The organism is Microbacterium sp. A93, from assembly GCF_051842835.1.
The window spans coordinates 189364-212219 of the sequence record NZ_JBPXMT010000010.1 but is presented as its reverse complement, the minus strand read 5'-3'; the positions used below and the strand labels follow the sequence as shown (position 1 = coordinate 212219).

Below are 22856 nucleotides of genomic sequence, written 5' to 3'. Positions count from 1 at the left end.
CGAGTATGGAACATGATCCGGTTCGAGCAGGTCACCAAGGTCTATGACCGCCGTTCCCGTCCTGCGTTGCAGGACGTCACGGTGGAGTTCGAGCGTGGAGAATTCGTCTTCCTGGTGGGGGCATCCGGTTCCGGGAAGTCCACCTTCATCCGCCTCATGCTGCGGGAGGAACGCGCCAGTCAGGGTGCGGTCTACGTGGTGGGCCGGAACGTGGCCCGGCTACCCGCCTGGCGGGTTCCGAGGTTGCGCCGGGGGATCGGCGTGGTCTTCCAGGACTTCCGCCTGCTGCCCAACAAGACCGTCTACGCCAACGTGGCCTTCGCCATGCAGGTCCTCGGCAAGGGCAGGGCACAGATCCGCAAGGACGTTCCCGAGGTCCTGGAGACCGTAGGCCTTCAGGGCAAGGAGAAACGCCTGCCGCACGAGCTCTCCGGTGGCGAGCAGCAGCGCGTGGCGATCGCCCGCGCCATCGTGAACCGGCCGGACATCCTGCTGGCGGACGAGCCGACCGGAAACCTCGATCCGGAGACCTCGTTGGGCATCATGTCCGTGCTGGACAAGATCAACCAGAACGGCACCACCGTGGTCATGGCCACGCATGACGACGACATCGTCAACCAGATGCGCCGACGCGTGGTGGAGCTGAGCGACGGCGCGATCATCCGCGACGAGACCGAGGGCGGGTACCGCACCGATCCCTCCCGTACCGAAGCTGCTGGGACCGAAGCAGTCGGAACCGATGCTCCCGGTACTGACGCTCCCGGTACCGAAACAGTCGGGACCGACGCTCCCGGCGCCGAGGAGGCCTCGGCATGAGATTCGCCTTCGTCCTCGGGGAGACGTTCTCCGGCATCCGCCGCAACCTGTCCATGGTGGTCTCGGTGATCCTGGTGACCTTCATCTCCCTGACCTTCGTGGGCACCGCCGGGCTGCTCCAGCTGCAGATCAACCAGATGAAGGGGTACTGGTATGACCGGGTGGAGGTGGCGATCTTCCTGTGCACGGACACCTCGACCACCACCTCCTGCGCCTCCGGCCCTGTCACGGACGGGCAGCGGGAATCCATCCAGGGCCTGCTGGACTCCTCCACGGCCGCGCCCTACATCAAGAGCTACGAGCACGAGTCCCAGGAACAGGCCCTGGAGATCTTCCAGGAGCAGTTCAAGAACTCCGCCATGTCGGGAACCGTCACGGCGGAGCAGCTGCCGGAGTCCTTCCGGGTGGCCCTCGTGGATCCCGAGCAGTACGAGGTCGTCAACGAGCTGTTCTCGGCGATGCCGGGGGTGGAGGTCGTGTCTGACCAGCGCGAACTGCTCGAACAGATCTTCTCGCTGATGAACATGGCCTCCGTCATCGCCTTCTCCGTGGCCGTGGTGATGCTGGTCTGCGCGGTGCTACTGATCGCCACCACCATCCGGCTCTCGGCCTTCTCCCGGCGCCGCGAGACCGGGATCATGCGGTTGGTCGGCGCCTCGAAGACCATGATCCAGCTGCCCTTCCTGCTGGAGGGCGTCATCGCGGCCCTGATCGGTGCCGTGCTGGCGAGCCTGACCACCTGGGCGATCGCCGAGTTCTTCATCGGTGACTGGCTCACGGGACAGTACCCGGGGACCGGGTTCATCGCCGGTCCGGACGCCCTCATCCTGATCCCGCTCCTGCTGGGAGTGGCGGTCCTGCTGGCCGCGCTTTCGTCGATCCTCACCCTGAGGCGTTATCTTAAGGTGTGATACCCATGGGACACGTGTGACAATTGTGACCTAAAGTTTGCTGTATTGAGACCTGACTATTCGCCCTGACCACTCGCATCGCTCCCAGCCCCGGAGGCCCATCGTGACCCGACGCCGACTCTCTCGCGCCATCCTCGGCGCCGGCCTGGTGACACTGATGACCCTGTCCATGGGCGGCACCGCCGTGGCACAGGACTCGGTCGACGACCTGCAACGGCAGATCGAGCAGGCCGAGCGCAACCAGTCGGAGATCGACCGGGAGATCGGGAACCTCGGGGGAGAGCAGTCTGAGTTGAAGGGCCGCCAGGGCGATCTGGACGCGTCCCTCGAGGGACTCGACGAGGGCATCGCCGAGAAGGTCCGGGAGCTGAATGGGCTGCAGGACCAGATGCCGGGGGCGCAGGCGGCGCTCTCCGCCGCGGAGGGACGCGTCTCGGCGGCCACCGCCGAGGTGGCATCCCTGAATGAGCGGGTCCGCCAGGCGGAGTCGAGCCGCTCGGAGATCGTGGCCGAGATCGCCGCGAGCGAGCAGGAACTGGACACCGCCGCCACCGAGATCGGGCAGATCGCCAACCAGGCCTACAAGCAGGGCGGGGTCTCCTCGGACCTGGCCTTCATCCTGGGGCTGAGCGATTCGTCGTTGCCGGATGCCATGGGACTGGCCAACCAGGCCCTGCGCATCCAGGACAGCCGCATCTCCTCGGTCTCCCAGTCGAAGTCCACCGACGTCAATGCCGAGGTGCGTCTGGCCGCCGTCGAGGAGGAGATCCGGGACCTGCGGGCCCAGGCCGAACAGGCCCTTCAGCGGGAGGAGCAGGCCCGCAACGAGGCGGCCGATGCCAAGCAGGAGCTGGACGAGATGGTCTCCACGACCTCCCGGCTGACGGACGAGCTGAAGGCCGAACGCCCCAAGATCCAGGCCCAGATCGACGCCAACCGGGCGGCGCAGGACCAGGTCAACGAACAGATCGCCGAACGCCAGCGGGCGCTGACGGCTGAGGCCTCGAAGACCTCGGACCTGCAGGAGCAGCACCGCGAGGCCGTCGCCGAGGCCGAGCGCAAGCGGCGCGCCGCCGAGGAGGCGGCCCGCAAGGCCCGTCAGGCTGCAGCGCAGGCCGACCGGGAGGCTGCCCGCAAGGCCCAGGAGGCTTCCGAGAAGGCGAATCGGGAGGCGGAGGTCGCGGAGGAACGGGCCGACACGGCCCAGAAGGCCGCCAGCCCGTCCAACAGCTCCGGCGGCTGGGGGCTTCAGTGGCCTCTGAACACCTACATCACCTCCGGGTTCGGATGGCGCCCGACCCCGTCCGGCACCTTCGACTACGGCGGTGCTGGCGGGTACGTGCACACCGGGATGGATTTCGGCGGCGGCTGCGGCCTGCCGGTCCGGGCGGCGGCGGACGGCGAGGTCTGGAACGCCGACTGGGCCGTGTGGACCTCCGGCAACCGCGTGGTCGTCTCCCATGGGGTCGTCAAGGGCCGTGCCCTGGCCACCAAGTACCACCATCTGACCCGGTCCATCGTCTCGCCGGGGCAGGACGTGCAGCGCGGCCAGGTCATCGGGTACACGGGCACCACCGGCAACTCCACGGGCTGTCACCTGCACTTCGAGACCATCCTGGACGGCCGCGCGGTCAATCCGGCCGGTCTCCTCTAGGGGCGTCGGCAGGGGTCGTCGACCCGGGCTCCGGCCGCGGCCCGGAGGAGGTCGCAGCGCCGACCGGACGGCGCGGGTAGACTAGTCAGTCCGTGTCATGGGACAGGAGAGGAGTGATCGTGGCCAAGAAATCAGCCGGCAAGACCGGTAGCAAGAAGACGCCGGACGGCCGGCAGGTCATCGCGACCAATCGCAAGGCCCGGCACAATTACCTCATCCTGGACACCTATGAGGCCGGGATCTCCCTGATGGGCACCGAGGTCAAGTCCCTGCGGGAGGGACACGCCTCCCTGGTGGAGGGCTTCGCCGTGTTCTACGGTGACGAGCTCTTCCTGGAGCAGGTCTACATCCCGGAGTACCTCAACGGTTCCTGGACCAACCACTCGGCGCGGCGCCGACGGAAGCTGTTGCTACACCGCCAGGAGCTGACGAAGATCTCGCGCCAGATCTCGGAGGCCGGGCACACGATCGTCCCGTTGCAGCTGTATTTCCGGGATGGCCGTGTCAAGGTGGAGATCGCGGTGGCCCAGGGCAAGCGGGACTATGACAAGCGCCATGCGCTGCGGGAGAAGCAGGACAACCGCGAGGCCCAGCGGGCCATGCGGCTCCGCAACCGCGGTGCGGCCTGACCGGACGGCGGGGCAGTGCCTGACGGCCGAGCCAGGCGGCTTGGCCGGACCGGCGGACCCGCTGGAATACCCGGGGCAGTGGATGCGTTACACTGGACAGTCCGGGTCAGGTGGAGATCTCAGAGACGTTCCGCAGGAACCGGATGATGGACGGTTGTTTGTCAACTGAATACGGGGATGATCGGTTTCGACGATGTGAGTCGCGACAGGGGAAGCGGGCCGAGGATGCAGAGTCATCTCGTCAACGCTCTCTGCAAACCAACAAGTGCCGAATCTAAGCGCACTGACTTCGCTCTCGCTGCCTGAGCAGTGAACAAGTCCGTCAACCCGGGGATGCTATCGCCCCGGACCTTGACGTCAACTAGATAGCCACTGTTCACCACCCTCGCCGGGGGTCGTGGTGGAGACTTTAATCCGGCTGGGCCCGGGTTGGCTGCCTGTGTGTAGGACAGTCAGGGCCGAGTAACACCCAGTGCACACTGCGCCCGGAGAAGACCTGGCAACACTGCATCGGACGCGGGTTCAATTCCCGCCATCTCCACCATCCCACGGCGAAGGCCCCGGGACACCAGCCATGGTGTCCCGGGGCCTTCGCCGTGTCCGGGGTCATTTAGCCGGGACTTCCCTAGGCTCAAGTCCAGGTAGTTGAGGTTCGGGATCGGCCAAGGTACCGAGGCCGCCGGCGATTCTCATCCGGCTCTAAGATGGCCGCACCTCGTGTTCGGCCACGTTATTCGTGTGGGCAATGCGCAGGTCCTCGGCGAATCGCAGCACCTCGTGCTGCCGGGTATCTAGCCAGGCCATCAGTTTCATCTGTTGAGGTTTTGCTGGCATCTTCTGCTGCGCTGACCATCAGATCCTCCAGATTCCGTACCGCCGGATGGGTGGCTGGGCGGCTTGAGGCCATGGTGCGTGATGCGCAGACTCGGTTGGCTCCGCCGCATGCGTTGGTGTTGGAGCACGTGGAATACCCTGATCCCGGCGCTGATCCTGAGGCACTGGGTGCCCGCGCGGCGGGCACGCGTGCCAGGCGGGTTCGACTGTAGTCGGGCACTCGGGCACTCGGGCACTCGGACACCCGGGTGCTCGGTCACCGGGACACTCGGGTGTCCGGAGCGGGGCTGGCGGGATTCCTGCGAGGTGCTCATCGTTGGCGCCAATAGTGGTTGCGTTGTGGTTGTCTTCGTGGGTCTAGGTAGGGCGCGGGGATGAACCACGGGCTGCCGGTTCTCATGTCGATGTCCCAGGCGCCTGAATGCACGGCGTGATGGTGGTGGACACAGAGCAGTACTCCGTTCTCGACGGAGGTGGGCCCTCCGTGTTCCCAGTGCTCTACGTGGTGGGCTTCGCACCACGGGGCGGGGATCCAGCAGCCGGGGGCGGTGCAGCCGCCGTCGCGTGTGGCGATCGCCTGGCGTAGCCGGGTGGGGAAGAGTCGTTGGGCCCGTCCGATGTCGAGGACCTGGCCCTCAGCGCCGAGGACCACTGGAAGGATCTCTGAGTCGCAGGCCAGGGTCCGGATGATGTTCGGGTGGATCGTGCCGGTGAAGGCAGCCGAGGATTCGAATTGGCTGAGGTCCTCTGCCGTGAGGGCGCCGGTCTTTTCCAGATCGCCGAGCAGGGTGTGGAAGTCGATGGTCACGGCGACTTGGGGGCGTTGACCGCCGGTGGAGGGCAACTGGTCTGACTCGATCAGGGCCAGGCCTCCGGCGATGCACGCGATCAGGCCGTCCAACTGCTGTTGATTCCGTGAGCGGGGGTCAAGGGCCGGCACGACGGTGAACTCGCCACAGTCGTCGGAGAGCACTTCTGCCATCAGCTGCCCCTCGATTCCCTCGGTTCCCTGGGCGGGCCTACGGTGCTGGGCTCGGGGGTTCGTGGCGGCTCCGGCAATGGTCTCGAGGTATTCGTTCTGGGCGTCGTCGACGGCCAGTAGCCAGTGGTGCAGGCCGTTGCGTTTGCCCTTGCGGATCATTCCCTGGATCTGCGGGAGGTCGGCGTCGTGTGGTTCGGCGCCGTCTGGGTCCACGGTGGCTTCGAACCATTTGAGCCAGTGGTTGCTCACCTTGCGCAGGGTGCCCGGGTCCACGGAGAGGGCTTGTGAGACCAGTCGTTGCTCGCCGTCGTCCAGTAGGGTGCCGGCGGCTTGCGGGTCAGCGCCGATCCGGCGGGCCATCTGGCGGGCTGTGTCGATGGCTTGGGTGATGACGTCCACGGCAGCGCGGTCTACCGCGCCTTGCTGGACTGATTCGGACAGCAGGGGAAGCAGGGGAGGGAGGGTGTCTCCGGATAGGGTTTGGGTTGGGCGGAGTGTGGAGGCCCAGCGGATGCGTCGGCGGGCTTCGGTGGCGTCGATGCGCAGGGCGAGTTTGAGGTAGTCGGTGGCGTCACGGAAGGCGGTCTTGCCCGCGGGCAGGCCCAGGAGTCGTTGGCGTTCTGAGGGGTTCTCGTAGGCTTCCACGGCGTGGCCGGTCAGGGACGTCTGGGCTGCCGTGATGCAGCGTCCGACGTTCTCGAGGACCTGTTGCAGCGTGGGCAGGGTGAAATCGGCGGCGTCAGTGGAGTCCACGGCATCTGCAGCGTCTATGGCACCAGCAGCGTCCTGAGTTTCTGTCTCGTCCGGTCGGGTGGCGAGCATGGCGCCCCAGTCCTTGGACGGGTCCGCGAGGTCGCAGGGGGAGGGGGAGAAGTCCAGGGGAACCACCTCGCGCAGTGCATCCGGGGCCGCGAGGCGATCCGTCACGGCCCGGGTGGTCGCGTGTAGCAGTGTCATGAGCTGCTCGAGCGGGAGTTCCCCCAGGGGCAGTCTGGCGTCATGGGGCTGGTCTGATGCTTCGCCGAGATCCATGCCGCCCTCCTCCACCTATCTTCACCAATGGGAACAAGTGTTCGAATACCTCCATTCGATCACGGGGCTCGGGTAGAAGGAAGGGCCTGCGGAGATCTGTGGATGACACGCCAGGGATTGGTCACCTGTGGAGGAATGGACCGGCCGTATGAGGATCCTTGGGGCGATTCGTGGGGCAGACCTCGTACAGCGGAGAGACCGACCTTCAGGGCCAATGCGGGTAGTTAATAGTTAAGGGCTCGGTCCCGGGGTCAAAGACCTGCGTCGGCGTATTGTCGGCGGATGTGCGAGCGGAGGGCTGGTAAAGCGGTATCGACCAGGATCACCATCAGAACCCGGCCGGGCCGGCCCAGGATATGTGGGCGGTGCTGGTTCTATACCAAGCGCTGAGTGTGCACGACCGACACCGTGTCCACCGTGTCCGGCACTGATCCGGAGCGGGGCAACGACACCTACGCCGCCATGACCGCCAGGGATCTACTCATCAGCTCCCGGAGCGCCCGCAGCGCCCGGAGCGCCCGGAGCGCCCGCAGCGCCCGGCGCGTCCGGCGCGTCACAGACGACACCGGTGACCTCGTCGGCGAGATCGGCCGAGATGTGCTCGGCGGACTCAACCCGCCCGCAGGCCCAGAGTGCCTCCCTGCCAGGTGACATCCCCGCCGGGTGACATCCCTGCCGGGGTGACATCACTGCTGTCCCGGTGGAGCAGACACCCATCCGATCCGACCCGCCACAGCCCAGACGATCACCGCGATCGCCACCACCGGACCGGAAGCGACGACACGCCGACGATTGACCAATTAATCCGAACCTGGCCTGACGGGCCGTTCCCCAGCACGAAAGTCAGGCCGCCGAACGGACTCCCACGACCAGTGGTAGGCCACCCGGTCTGTCCTTTCGACGCTCCCCGGCGCGCAGAGGCACCGGATCGCTAGACTATGGGATCATGCCTGCAACCACCGGCCCCGCCCTGACCGCCGTCCTGATGTTCCTGCTCGAACTGGGCCTGCTCGGCGCCGCGGGGTTCTGGGGGCTGACGGCGTTCTCCAGCCCGTGGGCGGCCGTGGTGGCCGTGGTGTTGGTCGCCGCCGTGTGGGGTCTCGTGCTCTCCCCGAAGGCCCCGGCCCGCCCACGCTGGCCGTGGCATGCCGTGGCCGGGCACGTGCTGTTCCTACTCGGCGCGGTGGTGCTGTTCGCAGTGGGCCAGCCGCTGCTCGGGGGGATCTACCTCGTCCTCATCGCGGTGTCGGTCGTCCTGACGGTGCTGTACCGGGACCGACTGGAGTCCGAGTCGAACAAGGCGCAGGATGAACGTCGCCAGGCCCGGGACGGGGCAGTGCGCCCTTCCGGTCGGCGGGCCGCCGGACGCTGAGCCCGGCTCAGGACCAGCCGGCCCCCACGGCGAGTCCCAGGCTCACGGCCAGCAGGCCGGCTGCCAGATGGGCGGCCCAGGAGCCGGCGGCGGCCGCGAACCGGCCGGACAGTGCATCCCGTGCCGTGGACACGGACACCGTGGAGAACGTGGTGAGTGCACCGGCCACGCCGGTCAGCCAGATCTCCCGGGCCACCGCGGAGTCCGGCCCGGACAACAACCCCGCGGCCAGACCGGCCACGAGGGAACCCAGGGCGTTGGCCAGCAGGATCCCCCGTGACGGCAGATAGTGGTCCGCCAGCAGCCGCAGGACCGCCCCGGTGGCCCCTGCCAGGGCCAGATACACGATGATCATGGGGCGTTCCCCTCCGTGCGGGGCGCAGTACGGAATCCGCCCAGATGGAGGCCCGCCGCGGCGGCCATGGTACCCAGGGCTGCGCCCGCCGCCAGGGCCAGTAGGGTGCCGGCCAGTCCCGCCACCAGCAGCCAGCCACCGGGGGAGCCGGTCTGGATGAAATCCCCCAACCCCATGGCCGGTGCCGCGGAGGCGGCCAGGACCACCGCGGAGAGTGAGGTGTAGGCGCCCAGCACGCCGGTGGAGAGCCCTGCCGTGAGCCAGCGTGGGAGTCGGCTCCGTGAGCCGGCTCCGGTGAGTACCCCGAGCAGGAAGGACCCGCTGAGGTTCACGAGTCCCAGGGTGATCCACTGGGCCACTGGGGTAGCGGATTCCGGTGCCGGGGCCACCAGGGCCCAGCGCAACAGGGTGCCGATGGCCCCTCCGGCTGCCACGGCGCCCACCACGGCCCAGCCGGGATGCCCACGGTGCCGCAGGGCCGGACCGGGCGGCAGGGGGTCAGACGGGTCGGGCATCAGGCCTGCTGCTGGCCGATCAGGTCTGGGTTGAGGGACTCCAAGGCCTCCGGATGCAGCAGCCCGTTGGTGGCCAGTGCATTACCGCCGAACGGCCCGTCCTCGCCCTCCAGGGAGGTGAAGCGCCCGCCGGCCTCCATGACGATCGGCACCAGCGCCGCCATGTCATAGAGCTCCAGCTCGGGTTCACAGGCGAGGTCCACGGCGCCCTCGGCCACCATCATGTAGGACCAGAAGTCACCGTAGGCCCGGGTGCGCCACACGGTGGAGGTCAGTTCCAGGAACTCGCGGATGTTGCCGCGCTCCCGCCACCCCTCCAGAGAGGAGTAGGAGAGCGAGGCGTCCTCGATCCGGGAGACGTTGGAGACGTGGATGCGGGTGGCCGAGGCCAGGGACTTGCCCATGTAGGCGCCCGTGCCCTTGGCGGCCCACCACCGGCGGTTCAGGGCTGGGGCGGAGACGACGCCGACCACCGGCTCGCCGTCGTCGATCAGGGCGATGAGGGTGGCCCACACCGGCACGCCGCGGACGAAGTTCTTGGTCCCGTCGATCGGGTCCACCACCCACCGCCGGGGACCGTGGCCGGATTCGCCGAACTCCTCGCCCAGGACGGCATCCCGTGGACGGGCCCGGGACAGGTTGCCGCGGATGAGCTCCTCGGCGCCGCGGTCCACGTCCGTCACGGGGCTCAGGTCTGGCTTCGTGTCGACCGTGAAGTCCTGCGCCTTGAAGCGGGCCATGGTCTGGGAGTCCACCGAGTCGGCCATGATGTGGGCGAGTCGAAGGTCATCCGTGTAGTTCTTGGGCGCATCGGTCATGGAGGCCACGCTACCTTCCACCGGTCAGCAGGCGACGCAATGACGCCAGCCGCTCGGCACCGGACGGTCCGGCCCGCCCCGTGGCCACCCAGCCGTCCAGGGCACACCCCGGCTCGTCCTGCGCATGGGAGCATCCCCGGGGGCAGTCGGCCAGTGCGGGGGCGAGGTCTTCGAACGCCTCCACCACCCGGTTCCGGTCCACCAGGCCCAGGCCGAAGGAGCGGATCCCGGGGGTGTCCACGAGCCAGGAACCCGGGCTGCCCGGCAGTGGGATGGCCAGCGCGGAGGAGGAGGTGTGCCGTCCGCGGCCGGTGACGGCGTTGACGTGGCCGGTGGCCCGCGCCGTGCCGGCCAGGGCGTTGAGCAGCGTGGACTTCCCGACGCCGGACGGGCCCACGAGCACGGAGATGTGGCCTTCCAGCCGGGTCCGGAGGCCGGCCAGCAGGGCGGGGTCAAGTTCGGCGTCGGGCTCAGCAGGATCAGCCTCAGCGGAGTCGGGACCCGCAGCACCGGACTCATCGGCTGCGTCAGCTGCGTCAGCTGCGTCAGCCGCACGAGCCGCACCAGTGGGGGCTTCTCGCGCCGAGCGCGAGGTGAGCACCTCCAGGTCGAGGTGCCGGTAGTGGGCCAGGAGTCCCGACGGGTCCCGCAGGTCCGTCTTGGTGATGCACAGCACTGGTTCGATGCCGGCGTCGTAGGAGGCCACCAGGGCCCGGTCGATGAAGCCGGTGCGGGGCTCGGGGTTGGCGGCGGCCACCATGATGACCAGGGTGTCCACGTTGGCGACCACCACGCGTTCGTAGGCGTCCGAATCGTCGGCGGAGCGCCGGAGCACGGTGGAACGCTCCTCGATCCGCACGATCCGGGCCAGCGTGCCCTCCCGGCCGGACAGGTCCCCGACCACGCCCACCAGATCCCCCGTCACCACCGGGTTGCGGCGCAGCTCCCTGGCGCGCATGGCGGTGATGTCCCGGTCCTCGTGCTCGGCGCTGTCCCCGGAACCCGCCGACGAGGCGCTGCCGTCGAGATGGACGGTGTACCGCCCCCGGTCCACGGTCACCACCCGGCCGATCACCGCGTCATCATGTTCGGGTCGTTCCTTGGTGCGCGGGCGTGAGCCCCCCTTGGTGGGCCGTGACCGGATGTCGGACTCGTCCCATCGTTTCGGGTCGAACCGGCGGCCGGGGCGGCTCATGTACCCGAACCGTTGACCAGCTCGGTCCACATCTGCGGGAAGTCCGGCATGGTCTTGGCCGTGGTGGCGATGTCCCGCACCGACACGTCCGGGATGGTCAGGCCCACCACGGCGGCGAAGGTCGCCATCCGGTGGTCCTCGTAGGTCTCCAGGGTGGCGCCGTGCAGGGGACCGGAGCCGTCCGGAGCGCCCGCGGTGCCGGGGAACGCGAGGAAGTCGGGACCCTCCTCGACCGTCCCCCCGAGGCGTCCGGTCTCGGTCGTCAGGGCCGTCAGCCGGTCTGTCTCATGACCGCGGAGGTGCCCGATCCCGGTCAGTTGTCCCGGACCGTCGGCCAGCAGGCACAGGGCCGCCGCGGTGGGCGCCAGCTCGGCGGTGCCGTGGATCTCGCCGGGCCCCGTGATCCGGGGGCGGCCGTCCTCACCGAGAGACCCGGTGACCGTCAGGGTGCCGGTGGATCCGCCGTCCGCCGCGGCGGGGGAGAAGTCCACGGTGGCGCCGAACGCCGGCAGGATGGTCCGCCACCGGTCGCCGATCTGGGTGGTCTGAGCCGGCCAGTCCGGGACGGACACCGTGCCTCCGGTGGCGACGGCAACCGCCAGGAACGGCCCGGCGTTGGACAGGTCCGGCTCCACCGCTGTGTCCAGGGCGCGGATCGGGCCGGGCGCGACCCTCCACTGACCGGGTACGGAGTCATCCACCTCCACACCGCAGCGGCGCAGCACCGCGACCGTCATCCCGATGTGCTCGGGGCTGGGCACCGAGGCCCCGGTGTGGACCAGGTGCAGTCCCCGGTGGAAGCGGGGGGCCACCAGCAACAGGGCGGAGACGAACTGGCTGGAGCCCGAGGCGTCGACCTCGATCCGGCCTCCCTCGACACCTCCCTCGACACCACCCTCGACACCGCCCTCGGCACCGCCCGCCATGCCGCTGGCCACGCGGCCCGGGGTGCCCGCCCCGTGGACGGTGAAGGGCAGGGTGCCGGCGCCGGTCCCCGGCCCGTCCACCCGGACACCGAGCGCGGCCAGGCCGTCCAGGATGGGGCCCATGGGGCGGACGAGGGCGGCCTCGTCGCCGGTGAAGTGCACGGGCCCGGAGGCCAGCGCGGCCAGCGGCGGGACGAAGCGCATGACGGTGCCGGCCAGCCCGCAGTCGATGGTGAGGCCGCCTGCGGGGGTCCGGGGGCCGTCGTCGGGCACGGGGACGACCTCCACCGTGCCCGGGGCGACCTCGGTGATCGAGGCGCCGAGCGCGGTGAGTGCCTGGATCATCAGACGGGAGTCGCGGCTGTCCAGGACGCCGCGCAGGCGGCTGGGACCATCGGCCAGGGCGGCGAGCACGAGGTAGCGGTTGGTGAGCGATTTGGATCCGGGGACGCGCACGGTGCCGTGGACGGGACCGGTCGGCCGGGGCGCGGGCCAGGGATCTGCAGGGTGGGTCATCACCCTGCCCAGATTACCGGGCCGTGGAATAACGACGCGGAACGGGTTGCTATACCCGGCACAGCAGTCCAGCGACACCCGGGATACGACGGGCGAGAGGAAGGTCCCCATGGCCCCGACCGGCGTGGCCCTGGCCGAGCGGCCGCGTGTGAGGCAACGGGCCGTAGACTGGTGGGCGATGGATACCAACGACACCGCCCCGGGCCCCGCGGCGCATGACACGCCGGACGTGGATCTGGCCACGGAGTCGGAAAGCGCCCGGCGCGAGCGCTTCGAGCGTGACGCGCTGGAGTACGTGGACCAGCTGTACTCCGCGGCCATGCGCATGACCCGCAATCCGCAGGATGCCGAAGACCTCGTCCAAGAGGCCTACACCAAGGCGTACTCGTCCTTCCACCAGTACCGGCCCGGGACCAACCTGAAGGCCTGGCTGTACCGGATCCTGACGAACACGTACATCAACCTGTACCGGAAGCGCCAGCGCCAGCCCCTCCAGGCCGCCACGGACACGGTGGAGGACTGGCAGATGTTCAAGGCCGCCGAACACACCTCGTCCGGCCTGCGCTCGGCGGAGACCGAGGCGCTGGACCATCTCCCGGACTCGGACGTCAAGAACGCCCTGCAGGCCATCCCGGAGGAGTTCCGGCTGGCCGTGTACTTCGCGGACGTGGAGGGCTTCGCCTACAAGGAGATCGCCGGGATCCTCGAGATCCCGATCGGCACGGTGATGAGCCGGCTGCACCGCGGCCGCAAGCTGTTGCGCGGGTTGCTGACCGACTATGCACGCGAACGCGGCATCGGCCCGAAACAGACCACCGGCCAGGCCGGCACCAAGCAGGAAGACCAGGAGGCGGGGAACAGATGAGTGAGGACTGCCAGAAGATCGGCGACTGCGCGGACACCCGTATCCAGCGCCTGTACGAGTACCTGGACGGCGCCCTGACGCATGGTGACCTCGAGGAGGTCAAGGGCCACCTCGAGGAGTGCACCGAGTGTGCCGGCGAGTACGACCTCGAGTGCATCATCCGCTCCGTGGTCAAGCGCAGCTGCACCGAGAAGGCCCCGAGCACCCTCAAGGTCAGCATCATGGCGCGCATCAGCCAGATCAAGATGGAGGCCGGCCACTAGTCCGGCCGGTCGGCCCGGAGTGCGGGCCAGAACGCAACAGACCCCGCCGGGGCGGACGGTTCAACCGTCCCGATCGGCGGGGTCTGGTGGTTTTGCTGCTCCCGGTGCGCATCAGGGGAGCCGATAGGGCCTTAGGAGTTGGGCCGCTTACCGTGGTTGGCACTGCCCTTGCGGCGGTCCTTACGCTTGCGTCCACGCTTGCTCATCGCGGTTCCTTCCGGTGATTCGACGCCGTCACTGATCCGTGACAGCACCATCCAGTTTCTCACACGTGGGTGGGGTGTTCCCAACCGGTGCCGGTGTCGGTGCCGGTGTCTGCCCGTCCCGTCCGGATCAGGGACGGGTCAGAGATGGGTCAGGCCGTGGGCTCCGGCAGGTTCAGCCACTGATACCAGCCGCGGTGCAGGACGAGCCAGGCCATCAGTCCGTACCCGGCCTGGCCGGGCAGGCCCTGACCCGCCGCCAGGTCGTTGCGCCACTGTTCGTGGTTGACCAGCGGGGTGAAGGTGTCCACGTAGTAGTGGTGGCGGCGGTCCGCCACGTCCATGTACGCGGTGTTCAACTCCTGCAGGCGGGCATTGCGTTCCCCGTCCAGGGAGGGCACCGGGCCCACCACGAGGGTGGCGATGTCCAGCTGGGCCGCGCGGTCCAGGACGTTGGCCAGGTTCAGCCGGGCCCGGGCGGTGGAGGCCTCACGGTCCAGATCGGTGTCCGAGAGCCCGATCACCAGCCGGTTCTCCGTCGTCTCGCCGTACCGCAGCGCCGTCTCGGCCTGCCAGCGCTGGGACAGCGCCTCCGTGCCCTCACCCGGACGGGCCAGGACGTAGCTCTCCAGCTGGACCCCGGGGGCCGAGGTCTTGGCCAGCACTCGGCCGAGCCAGCCCAGCGCGCGGGGGTCGCCCACGCCGGCCAGGAGCTCATTGCCGACGGAGGCGATGCGGATCCGACGAATCTCCACTGTGTACCTTTCGATGGGGTGCCCGTCACTGTAGCAACGCGGCGGGAGCACCCGGCCCGGCCACCAAGGGGCGGCCGGGCCGGGTGCCGGACTGCGATCAGGGTGCTCTCAGCGGCCGAAGGCCTCATCGAACAGGATGGACGCCTCGTGGTCGTGGCGGACCTTGGAGCCGGCCGAGGTGGAGGCGGAGGCCGGGCGTGAGACCAGGTTCACGCTGCGGTCCAGGACCGGCAGCAGGTTCAGGGCCATGAACGGCCACGGCCCCTGGTTTGCCGGCTCGTCCTGCACCCAGGACACCGAGGCGTTGGGGTACTTGGCCAGCTCCGCGGCGATCTCCTCCGCGGGCAGCGGGTACAGCTGCTCCACGCGGATGATCGCGGTCTTGGTGTCCCCGTCCTTCTGCCGACGCGCCACCAGGTCGTAGTACAGCCGGCCGGAGACCAGCAGCACCTTGTCCACGGACTGGCCGATCTCCTGGTCCGGGATGACCGCCTGGAAGCGGCCCTGGGTGAAGTCCTCCACCGGAGAGGCCGCCGCCTTCAGGCGCAGCAGCTGCTTCGGGGTGAAGATGATCAACGGGCGGCGTGGGCGGGCATAGGCCTGCTCCCGCAGCAGGTGGAAGTGGTTCGCACCGTTCGAGGGGTTGGCCACCCGCATGTTGTCCTGCGCACACATCTGCAGGAACCGCTCGATCCGGGCGGAGGAGTGGTCCGGGCCCTGACCCTCGTAACCGTGCGGCAGCAGCAGCACGAGGGAGGAGCTCTGGCCCCACTTCTGCTCGGAGGAGGAGAGGAACTCGTCGATCACGGTCTGCGCGCCGTTGACGAAGTCACCGAACTGGGCCTCCCAGAGCACCAGGGCGTCCGAGCGCTCCACGGAGTATCCGTAGTCGAAGCCCATGGCCGCGTACTCGCTGAGCAGCGAGTCGTACACCCAGAACTTGGCCTGGTCGGAGGAGAGGTTCCTGATCGGCGTCCACTCATCGTCCGTGACCCGGTCATGGAAGACGGCATGGCGCTGGACGAAGGTGCCGCGGCGGGAGTCCTGACCGGAGAGCCGGACCGGGACACCCTCCATCAACAGCGAGCCGAAGGCGGCCAGCTCGGCAAAGCCCCAGTCGATGTCCCCGTTGACGGCCATCTTGGCGCGCCGCTCCAGCAGGGCCTTCAGCTTCGGATGGACGGTGAAGTCCTCCGGGATCTCCAGGTGGGCCTGGCCGATCCGCTGTAGCGTCTCCTCCGAGATCCGGGTGCCGTCCGGGGCCTGCGGGGTGGGATCCTCGCTGTCCGTGGTCCTCTCCAGGCCGGAGCCGATCACGGGAATCGGCGAGGTCTGCGCGTCGTGGGTCTCCGCGAACACCCGCTCCAGGCGCTGCTGGTAGTCCTTCAGCGCCGAATCGGCCTCGTCCTGGGTGATGTCACCACGGCCGACGAGGTTCTCGACGTACAGTTTGCGCACCGAGCGCTTCTGCTCGATCAGGTTGTACATGCGCGGCTGCGTCATCGAGGGATCGTCACCCTCGTTGTGCCCGCGGCGGCGGTAGCAGATCATGTCGATGACGACGTCCTTGTTGAACCGCTGCCGGTACTGGTAGGCCAGCTGGGCCACCCGGACCACGGACTCGGGATCGTCCCCGTTGACATGGAAGACGGGGGCCTGGATGGTCTTGGCCACGTCCGTGGCGTAGACGGAGGACCGGGCAGAGGACGGCGGGGTGGTGAACCCGACCTGGTTGTTGACCACCACGTGGATGGTGCCACCCGTGCGGTAGCCGCGCAGCTGGGACAGGTTCAGGGTCTCCGCGACCACGCCCTGACCCGCGAAGGCCGCGTCGCCGTGCACCAGGATGGGCAGCACGGAGTAGGAGTTCACGGAGTCCCCACCCCGGTCCAGCCGGTCCTGCTTGGCGCGGACCACGCCCTCCAGGACCGGATCGACGGCCTCCAGGTGGGAGGGGTTGGCGGCGAGGTAGACCTTGGTGCGGTTGCCCCGGTCGGAGATGAAGGTGCCCTCGGTGCCGAGGTGGTACTTCACGTCACCGGAGCCCTCCACGGAGCCTGGGATCGCGGTGCCCTCGAACTCGCGGAACACCTGGGCATAGGTCTTCCCCGCGATGTTGGTCAGGACATTCAGGCGACCGCGGTGGGCCATGCCGATCGCGACCTCGTCCATGCCGTCGTCCGCAGCCCCGGAGAGCACGCCGTCCAGCAGGGCGATCAGCGATTCGCCGCCCTCGAGGGAGAACCGCTTCTGGCCGACGAACTTGGTCTGCAGGAAGGTCTCGAACGCCTCAGCCGCGTTGAGGCGGCCCAGGATGCGCAGCTGCTCCTCGCGGTTCGGCTTGGCGTAGGGGTGCTCCAGCTCGTCCTGGAACCACTTGCGCTCCGCCGGATCCTGGATGTGCATGTACTCCACGCCGGTGTTGCGGCAGTACGCGTCCCGCAGGACCCCGAGGATGTTGCGCAGCGGCAGCATCGGCTGACCGCCGAATCCCCCCGTGGGCCACTCGCGGTCCAGGTCCCAGAGCGTCAGCCCGTGCTCCAGGATGTCCAGGTCCGGGTGCTTGCGCATGGTGTATTCGAGCGGATCCACGTCCGCGATCAGGTGTCCGCGGACGCGGAAGGCGTGGATCATCTGCTGGATGCGGGCGACCTTGTTGATCTGGTCTTCCGGATTGACCTGCACGTCCGGGCGCCACTGCACCGGCTCATAGGGGATACGCAGGGACTCGAAGATCTCCTCGTAGAAGCCCTGCTCGCCTAGCAGCAGGCCGTGGATGATCTTGAGGAACTCGCCGGAGGCGGCGCCCTGGATCACGCGGTGGTCATACGTGGAGGTCAGCGTGATCGTCTTCGAGACGGCCAGGCGGTTGAGCGTCTTCTCGGACGCACCCTGGAACTCGGCCGGGTAGTTCAGGGCGCCGACGCCGACGATGGCGGCCTGTCCCTCGGACAGCCGGGGCACCGAGTGCACGGTGCCGATGCCGCCCGGGTTGGTCAGGGAGACCGTGGTGTTCGCGTAGTCGTCCAGACCCAGCTTGTTGTCCCGGGCGCGGGCGACGAGGTCCTCGTAGGCGCGCCAGAACTCGATGAAGTTCAGGGACTCGGCGGCCTTGACGTTCGGGACCACGAGCGTGCGCGAACCGTCCTTCTGCGGCAGGTCGATGGCCAGGCCGAAGTTCACGTGTGGCGGCTGGACCACGGAGGGCTTGCCGTCCACCTCGCGGTACAGCACGTTCATGGCCGGATACTGGGCCAGGGCTCGGATCAGGGCGTAGCCGATGATGTGGGTGAAGGAGACCTTGCCGCCGCGGCTGCGCTTGAGGTGGTTGTTGATGACCACGCGGTTGTCGATGAGCAGCTTGGCCGGCACGTCACGCACCGTGGTGGCGGTGGGCATGGACAGGGAGGCGTCCATGTTCTTGGCCACCGCGCGCGCCATGCCGCGCAACGGCGTGACCTTGTCCTCGAGGGGCTCGGTGGCCCCCTTCTTCTTGGACTTCTCCGGTTCGGAGGGCACCGGGGACGTGGCCGGGGCGCCGGACTTCTTCACGGCGGGGGATGCGGAGGCGGCGGAGGGTGCCGCGCCCTGCGCCTGTTCCGCCTGCTGTGCCGGCTTGGCCGGCTGGGCCTGCGGTGTGGACTTCCGAGCTGGCTGGGCGGCGGGGCGCTTGCCGGCGTCCTCAGGTGCGGCCTTCACGGCCGGGGCGGCACCGGGCCGGGATGCGCCGGCTGCTGCTGACGCGGGAGTTGCTTCCAGCCGTTCGAAGATCTGGACCCACTTGGAATCCACGGAAGACTTGTCCGCCTTGTACTTGTCGTAGATTTCCGCGACGAGCCATTCGTTTCCGGGGAATTCCGCGGAAAGCCGGTCGGACGTGAGTTCTGGCACGGTGGTAACGCCTCTTCCGTAGTCTGTGTAGTTCACCGGCGAATGCATCCCTGCTGCGCGCCCCGCTCCGGTCCGGTCTCTCGGCGCGCCTCGCCCAAGCATAGTGATACTTCGCCGCCAGGTTCCAACGCCCACGCGGATTTTCCGCCAGGGGCACAGGCCGGAGGCCGGGGAGCACCCTGGGAGGCAGCGACGTGTCCGGGCCGTGGGACGATGAGGACATGGATTTCCTCACGGCGCCCACCACCGACCTGACCTATGCGGATGTCTTCCTGGTCCCGGCGAAGTCGGAGGTCATCAGCCGGATGGACGTGGACATCTCGGCCGATGACGCCACCGGGGCCACCATCCCGCTGGTGGCCGCCAACATGACCGCCGTCACCGGACGCCGCATGGTCGAGACCATGGCTCGGCGCGGCGGGCTGGGCATCCTGCCCCAGGACGTCCCCCTGGAGGTCATCGAGCAGGTGGCGCGCTGGGTCAAGGAGCGGCACCCGGTGTTCGAGACCCCGCTGAAGGTGCAGCCCACGGACACCGTCCTGGACGTGCTGCACCTGCTGGGCAAGCGCAACCACCCGGCGGCGTCCGTGGTGGCGCCGGATGGGACGTTCGCGGGGATCGTGCGCGCCCAGGACTGCGAGGGTGTTGACCGCTTCTCCGCCGTGGCCTCTGTGCTGCGTCAGCCCGCGCTGACCTTCCAGGCCGATCGGTTCCCCTCGCTGCAGGAGGCCTTCGTGCAGATGGACTCCGCCGGGGTGTCCTATGCCCCCGTGCTCTCCGGGACCGAGCTGGTGGGCGTGCTGACGCCCACGGGGGCGCTGCGCTCCGGGATGTCCGCCCCCGCGCTGGATGGTGCGGGCCGGCTCCGGCTGGGGGCCGCCGTCGGGATCAACGGAGACGTGGCCGGCCGGGCCGCCGCCCTGGTGGAGTACGGGGCGGACGTGCTCGTGGTGGACACCGCCCACGGCCATCAGCAGAAGATGCTGGACGCCCTGGCCGCTGTGAAGGCGCTGGACCTGCCGGTGCCCGTGGTCGCCGGCAACGTGGTCGCCGCCGCCGGCGTCCGTGAGTTGGTGGCGGCCGGTGCGGACATCATCAAGGTCGGTGTGGGTCCGGGAGCCATGTGCACCACCCGCATGATGACGGCCGTGGGACGGCCCCAGTTCTCGGCAGTCCTGGACTGTGCGGCGGCTGCCCGGGACCTGGGCGCGCATGTCTGGGCCGACGGCGGCGTCCGCTACCCGAGGGATGTGGCCCTGGCGTTGGCGGCCGGGGCGAGCCAGGTCATGATCGGCTCATGGTTCGCGGGCACCGTCGAGTCGCCCGGGGACCTGGTGGTGGATGCCGATGGCCGCCAGTACAAGGAGAGCTTCGGGATGGCCTCCTCCCGGGCCGTGCAGAACCGCACGAGGACCGAGGACGCCTACACGAGGGCCCGCAAGGCCATGTTCGAGGAGGGTATCTCCACCTCGAGGATGTACCTGGACCCCCAGCGCCCCTCCGTGGAGGACCTGCTGGACATGATCACGGCCGGCGTACGGTCCTCCATGTCCTATGCCGGCGCCGCGGACCTGGCGCAGTTCCGCGAGCGGGCCGTGGTGGGCGTGCAGTCCGCGGCCGGATACGAGGAGGGACGCCCCGTCCGACAGTCGTGGTGAGGACCGGTGAGAGCACGGTGGAGTCTTTCCGTATACTGGGACCACTATGGACAGACACCGATCTGGTGCCCCCACCCGCCGCCACGGATCCACGCAGGATGCCGCCGCGGCCGGAACGGAGCCCTCTAGTACGTGCCCGCTGAACGACCGCGCTGAATCCGGCACCCCGGGCGGTGGGTGCTGACGTGGAATGGCTCCTGCTCGCCGTAGGCCTGCTCTTGGTCTTCGGCACCGGGTTCTTCGTGGCGGTCGAGTTCTCGATGATCGCCCTGGACGTCCCCACCGTCCAGCGGCTCGTGGATGACGGTGACCGCGGCGCGGCCCCCTTGCTCCGCTGCCTCAAATCCCTCTCCACCCAGCTCTCGGCCTGCCAGCTGGGCATCACCCTGACCACCCTGCTGACGGGCTACCTGATGGAGCCCTCCCTCGGGGCGCTGCTCGCCGGGCCGCTGGCCGGCCTCGGCCTGGATGAGGCGACGACGGCGACCGTCTCGATCGTGGTGGCGATGACGGTGGCCACCCTGGCGTCGATGCTGATCGGTGAGCTGATCCCGAAGAACCTCTCGATTGCCCGGTCCATGCAGATCGGCCGCGCTCTGGCCCGGCCGATGCTCGGGTTCTCCCTGGTCTTCCGGCCGGTGATCTTCGTCCTCAACGGCTTCTCCAACCGGGTGTTGCACCTGTTCGGCATGGAGGCCACGGAGGAGATCTCGGGCTCGCGCACCCCGGAGGAGTTGTCCTCCCTGATCCGCCGCTCGGCGGAGATGGGCACCCTGGACGCGAAGACGGCCGCCTTCGTGGATCGGACGCTGCGGTTCTCGGACCGTACCGCCGCTGACGTCATGACACCCAGGATCCGGATGGAGTCCCTGGAGGCGGATGAGTCCCTGGAGTCGGTGATCGAGACCGCCCGCCGGACGGGTTACTCGAGGTTCCCCGTGATCGGGGACTCCCCGGACGACGTCCGCGGGGTGCTGCACGTCAAGAAGGCGGTGGCCGTTCCCCGCGCCAAGCGCCCCGAGCTGGTGGCAGCCACCATCATGACCGACGTCGGCCGGGTCCCGGCGACCGTGCACCTGGACCAGTTGCTGGGCGAGCTGCGCGCGGCCAGCCTCCAGGTCGCCATGGTGGTGGACGAGTACGGCGGGACCGCCGGGATGGTCACCCTCGAGGACCTCGTGGAGGAGATCGTCGGCGAGGTCTCCGACGAGCACGACCGCGTCACCCCCGGGGTGCTGCAGACCGCCTCCGGGAAGTGGTTCTTCCCGGGCCTGATGCGACCCGATGAGATCGGGGCTCAGATCACCACGCTCAAGGTGCCTGAGGACGGGGCCTATGACACGGTGGGCGGTTACATCATGGCCCGGCTCGGCCGCGTGGCGGAGCCCGGGGACCTGCTCGAGGTGGACGGCGGCACGCTCGTGGTCGAGCGCATGGACGGGCGCCGGGTGGACCGGGTCAAGTTCGAGCCGGCCCGCACCGTCGGGGAGTCGCAGGATGAACGGCAGCGAGACCGCAAGAACCAGGAGGCCGCGCGATGAGTGATGACGTCATGGGCATCGTGTGGCTGGTCCTGCTGCTGATCGCCAACGCCTTCTTCGTGGGCGGTGAGTTCGCCGTGATGGGTGCCCGGCGCAGCCAGATCGAGCCCAAGGCCGAGGGTGGCTCGGGCCGTGCCAAGACGGCCCTGTTCGCCATGGAGCACGTCAGCCAGATGCTGGCCGTCTGTCAGCTCGGCATCACGGTCTGTTCCCTGTTGATCCTCAACGTCTCCGAGCCGGCCCTCCACCATCTGCTGGTCACCCCGTTGGAGGCCGTGGGGATCCCGACGGCGGTCGCGGACGTCACGGCGTTCGTCATCGCCCTGTTGGTGGTGACCTTCCTGCACGTCACCTTCGGCGAGATGGTCCCGAAGAACGCGGCGGTCTCGATGGCGGACAAGGCCGTGCTGTTGCTGGCCACCCCGTTGGTCTGGTTGAACAAGGTCCTGCACCCGGTGATCCTGGCGCTGAACTGGGCGGCCAACGTGGTGCTGCGGGCCTTCAAGGTGGAACCGCGGGACGAGGTCAACTCGACCTACACCCTCGAGGAGGTCCAGTCCATTGTGGCGGAGTCCACCCGGACCGGTCTCGTGGACGACGGCTCGGGGCTGATCTCCGGCGCGCTGGAGTTCTCCGACTACGCGGCCGAGGCCGTCATGGTGCCGATCGCCGATGTGGTGACGTTGCCGGCGGACGTGGCCCCCAAGGCGTTCGAGAAGGCGGTGGGACGGACCGGGTTCTCCCGCTTCGTACTGGAGGACGCCGACGGCTCCTACACGGGCTATCTCCACCTGAAGGACGTCATGACCGTGCCGGGGGAACGGTACCGGGAGCCGGTCCCCGTGACGAAGGTCCGTTCGATGGCCAACGTGGCGGTCTCCGATGAGATCGAGGATGCCCTCAGTCTCATGCAGCGCACCGGGTCCCACGTGGCCCGCGTCATCTCGGCCGAGGGGGAGATGGTGGGGGTGCTGTTCCTCGAGGACGTGCTGGAGGTCCTCGTGGGGGAGATCCATGACGCGACGCAGTCCAGCAACCCCGTGAAGCTGCGGACGCCGGGCCGCTGACCGCTCCACCCCGGGATGGTTATTGCTAACGGTTCTCAATATGATACATTGGCTCCCG

General features: G+C 68.7%; 21 protein-coding genes and 1 other RNA gene. 12 read left to right on the top strand and 10 right to left on the bottom strand.

Going from position 1 to position 22856, the window contains the following annotated elements; all coding sequences use genetic code 11:
- The first annotated feature begins 12 nt into the window (after nt 1–12).
- The 5 genes from ftsE (at nt 13) to ssrA (ending at nt 4554) form a co-directional block, all read left to right on the top strand.
- Nucleotides 13–816 (top strand): cell division ATP-binding protein FtsE, encoded by an 804-nt coding sequence (gene ftsE / locus ACSU1G_RS23850; protein ID WP_439282667.1) that lies wholly within the window; start codon nt 13–15, stop codon nt 814–816.
- Nucleotides 813–1727 carry a permease-like cell division protein FtsX gene (gene ftsX, locus ACSU1G_RS23845; RefSeq protein WP_439282506.1) on the top strand — a complete coding sequence of 305 codons (915 nt, stop codon included), beginning with the start codon at nt 813–815 and terminating at the stop codon, nt 1725–1727. Before ftsE ends, ftsX begins: the two co-directional genes overlap by 4 nt.
- Before the next feature lie 103 nt (nt 1728–1830).
- Nucleotides 1831–3381, top strand: coding sequence for a peptidoglycan DD-metalloendopeptidase family protein (locus ACSU1G_RS23840; protein WP_439282505.1), 1551 nt, complete (start codon nt 1831–1833; stop codon nt 3379–3381).
- 119 nt (nt 3382–3500) lie between these two features.
- Nucleotides 3501–4010, top strand: a complete 510-nt coding sequence (gene smpB, locus ACSU1G_RS23835) for an SsrA-binding protein SmpB (RefSeq protein ID WP_439282504.1) — start codon at nt 3501–3503, stop codon at nt 4008–4010.
- Between the two features lie 173 nt (nt 4011–4183).
- Nucleotides 4184–4554: a transfer-messenger RNA gene (ssrA, locus tag ACSU1G_RS23830) on the top strand.
- 155 nt (nt 4555–4709) lie between these two features.
- On the opposite strand, the gene ACSU1G_RS23825 is transcribed toward ssrA, so the two are convergent.
- Nucleotides 4710–4844, bottom strand: a complete 135-nt coding sequence (locus tag ACSU1G_RS23825) for an IS66 family transposase (protein WP_439282503.1) — start codon at nt 4842–4844, stop codon at nt 4710–4712.
- Between the two features lie 310 nt (nt 4845–5154).
- On the bottom strand, nt 5155–6858 hold the full coding sequence (locus tag ACSU1G_RS23820) for a DUF222 domain-containing protein (RefSeq protein WP_439282502.1): 1704 nt from the start codon (nt 6856–6858) through the stop codon (nt 5155–5157).
- Between the two features lie 390 nt (nt 6859–7248).
- Here ACSU1G_RS23820 and ACSU1G_RS23815 point away from each other — a divergent pair, with 390 nt between their 5' ends.
- On the top strand, nt 7249–7509 hold the full coding sequence (locus ACSU1G_RS23815) for a hypothetical protein (RefSeq protein WP_439282501.1): 261 nt from the start codon (nt 7249–7251) through the stop codon (nt 7507–7509).
- Nucleotides 7510–7804: 295 nt separating this feature from the next.
- The gene (locus ACSU1G_RS23810) at nt 7805–8230 is read left to right on the top strand and encodes a DUF2568 domain-containing protein (RefSeq protein WP_439282500.1); all 426 of its coding nucleotides are present in this window, start codon (nt 7805–7807) and stop codon (nt 8228–8230) included.
- A 7-nt stretch (nt 8231–8237) separates the two neighbouring features.
- On the opposite strand, the gene ACSU1G_RS23805 is transcribed toward ACSU1G_RS23810, so the two are convergent.
- From ACSU1G_RS23805 to ACSU1G_RS23785, 5 genes are read right to left on the bottom strand one after another with little or no spacing between them, the layout of a single operon-like run.
- Nucleotides 8238–8585 carry a fluoride efflux transporter FluC gene (locus ACSU1G_RS23805; protein ID WP_439282499.1) on the bottom strand — a complete coding sequence of 116 codons (348 nt, stop codon included), beginning with the start codon at nt 8583–8585 and terminating at the stop codon, nt 8238–8240.
- On the bottom strand, nt 8582–9100 hold the full coding sequence (locus tag ACSU1G_RS23800) for a fluoride efflux transporter FluC (RefSeq protein ID WP_439282498.1): 519 nt from the start codon (nt 9098–9100) through the stop codon (nt 8582–8584). The genes ACSU1G_RS23805 and ACSU1G_RS23800 overlap by 4 nt, the downstream gene beginning before the upstream one ends.
- Complete coding sequence (hisN, locus tag ACSU1G_RS23795; protein WP_439282497.1) at nt 9100–9918, bottom strand: histidinol-phosphatase; 819 nt, start codon at nt 9916–9918, stop codon at nt 9100–9102. The genes ACSU1G_RS23800 and hisN overlap by 1 nt, the downstream gene beginning before the upstream one ends.
- Before the next feature lie 10 nt (nt 9919–9928).
- On the bottom strand, nt 9929–11113 hold the full coding sequence (gene rsgA, locus ACSU1G_RS23790) for a ribosome small subunit-dependent GTPase A (RefSeq protein ID WP_439282496.1): 1185 nt from the start codon (nt 11111–11113) through the stop codon (nt 9929–9931).
- Entirely contained in the window at nt 11110–12555 is a 1446-nt protein-coding gene (locus ACSU1G_RS23785) for a 3-phosphoshikimate 1-carboxyvinyltransferase (RefSeq protein ID WP_439282495.1), read from the bottom strand. Before ACSU1G_RS23785 ends, rsgA begins: the two co-directional genes overlap by 4 nt.
- Before the next feature lie 178 nt (nt 12556–12733).
- On the opposite strand from ACSU1G_RS23785, the gene ACSU1G_RS23780 reads away from it, so the two are divergent.
- Together ACSU1G_RS23780 and rsrA are read left to right on the top strand one after the other, a co-directional pair.
- Nucleotides 12734–13420, top strand: coding sequence for a sigma-70 family RNA polymerase sigma factor (locus tag ACSU1G_RS23780; protein ID WP_439282666.1), 687 nt, complete (start codon nt 12734–12736; stop codon nt 13418–13420).
- Nucleotides 13417–13683, top strand: a complete 267-nt coding sequence (rsrA, locus tag ACSU1G_RS23775) for a mycothiol system anti-sigma-R factor (RefSeq protein WP_439282494.1) — start codon at nt 13417–13419, stop codon at nt 13681–13683. The genes ACSU1G_RS23780 and rsrA overlap by 4 nt, the downstream gene beginning before the upstream one ends.
- Nucleotides 13684–13814: 131 nt before the next feature.
- On the opposite strand, the gene ACSU1G_RS23770 is transcribed toward rsrA, so the two are convergent.
- The 3 genes from ACSU1G_RS23770 to ACSU1G_RS23760 all read right to left on the bottom strand — a co-directional run bounded on the left by ACSU1G_RS23770 (nt 13815) and on the right by ACSU1G_RS23760 (nt 18532).
- Nucleotides 13815–13889 (bottom strand): 50S ribosomal protein bL37, encoded by a 75-nt coding sequence (locus ACSU1G_RS23770; RefSeq protein ID WP_371300742.1) that lies wholly within the window; start codon nt 13887–13889, stop codon nt 13815–13817.
- Nucleotides 13890–14038: 149 nt separating this feature from the next.
- Complete coding sequence (locus ACSU1G_RS23765) at nt 14039–14641, bottom strand: GDSL-type esterase/lipase family protein (RefSeq protein WP_439282493.1); 603 nt, start codon at nt 14639–14641, stop codon at nt 14039–14041.
- A gap of 108 nt (nt 14642–14749) precedes the next feature.
- Nucleotides 14750–18532, bottom strand: coding sequence for a multifunctional oxoglutarate decarboxylase/oxoglutarate dehydrogenase thiamine pyrophosphate-binding subunit/dihydrolipoyllysine-residue succinyltransferase subunit (locus ACSU1G_RS23760; protein WP_439282492.1), 3783 nt, complete (start codon nt 18530–18532; stop codon nt 14750–14752).
- Nucleotides 18533–18753: 221 nt separating this feature from the next.
- On the opposite strand from ACSU1G_RS23760, the gene ACSU1G_RS23755 reads away from it, so the two are divergent.
- From ACSU1G_RS23755 to ACSU1G_RS23745, 3 genes are all read left to right on the top strand, one after another.
- Nucleotides 18754–20190 carry a GuaB1 family IMP dehydrogenase-related protein gene (locus tag ACSU1G_RS23755; protein ID WP_439282491.1) on the top strand — a complete coding sequence of 479 codons (1437 nt, stop codon included), beginning with the start codon at nt 18754–18756 and terminating at the stop codon, nt 20188–20190.
- A 185-nt stretch (nt 20191–20375) separates the two neighbouring features.
- Nucleotides 20376–21731, top strand: a complete 1356-nt coding sequence (locus tag ACSU1G_RS23750) for a hemolysin family protein (protein ID WP_439282490.1) — start codon at nt 20376–20378, stop codon at nt 21729–21731.
- On the top strand, nt 21728–22798 hold the full coding sequence (locus tag ACSU1G_RS23745) for a hemolysin family protein (protein WP_439282489.1): 1071 nt from the start codon (nt 21728–21730) through the stop codon (nt 22796–22798). Before ACSU1G_RS23750 ends, ACSU1G_RS23745 begins: the two co-directional genes overlap by 4 nt.
- Nucleotides 22799–22856: the final 58 nt, after the last annotated feature.

Excerpts from the sequence above, each read along its gene's own strand:
- ftsE (WP_439282667.1), top strand. The coding sequence starts at position 13 with ATGATCCGGTTCGAGCAGGTCACCAAGGTCTATGACCGCCGTTCCCGT.
- ftsX (WP_439282506.1), top strand. The coding sequence starts at position 813 with ATGAGATTCGCCTTCGTCCTCGGGGAGACGTTCTCCGGCATCCGCCGC.
- ACSU1G_RS23825 (WP_439282503.1), bottom strand. The coding sequence starts at position 4,844 with ATGCCAGCAAAACCTCAACAGATGAAACTGATGGCCTGGCTAGATACC.
- ACSU1G_RS23820 (WP_439282502.1), bottom strand. The coding sequence starts at position 6,858 with ATGGATCTCGGCGAAGCATCAGACCAGCCCCATGACGCCAGACTGCCC.
- ACSU1G_RS23810 (WP_439282500.1), top strand. The coding sequence starts at position 7,805 with ATGCCTGCAACCACCGGCCCCGCCCTGACCGCCGTCCTGATGTTCCTG.
- ACSU1G_RS23805 (WP_439282499.1), bottom strand. The coding sequence starts at position 8,585 with ATGATCATCGTGTATCTGGCCCTGGCAGGGGCCACCGGGGCGGTCCTG.
- ACSU1G_RS23800 (WP_439282498.1), bottom strand. The coding sequence starts at position 9,100 with ATGCCCGACCCGTCTGACCCCCTGCCGCCCGGTCCGGCCCTGCGGCAC.
- hisN (WP_439282497.1), bottom strand. The coding sequence starts at position 9,918 with ATGACCGATGCGCCCAAGAACTACACGGATGACCTTCGACTCGCCCAC.
- rsgA (WP_439282496.1), bottom strand. The coding sequence starts at position 11,113 with ATGAGCCGCCCCGGCCGCCGGTTCGACCCGAAACGATGGGACGAGTCC.
- ACSU1G_RS23785 (WP_439282495.1), bottom strand. The coding sequence starts at position 12,555 with ATGACCCACCCTGCAGATCCCTGGCCCGCGCCCCGGCCGACCGGTCCC.
- ACSU1G_RS23780 (WP_439282666.1), top strand. The coding sequence starts at position 12,734 with ATGGATACCAACGACACCGCCCCGGGCCCCGCGGCGCATGACACGCCG.
- rsrA (WP_439282494.1), top strand. The coding sequence starts at position 13,417 with ATGAGTGAGGACTGCCAGAAGATCGGCGACTGCGCGGACACCCGTATC.
- ACSU1G_RS23755 (WP_439282491.1), top strand. The coding sequence starts at position 18,754 with ATGGATTTCCTCACGGCGCCCACCACCGACCTGACCTATGCGGATGTC.
- ACSU1G_RS23745 (WP_439282489.1), top strand. The coding sequence starts at position 21,728 with ATGAGTGATGACGTCATGGGCATCGTGTGGCTGGTCCTGCTGCTGATC.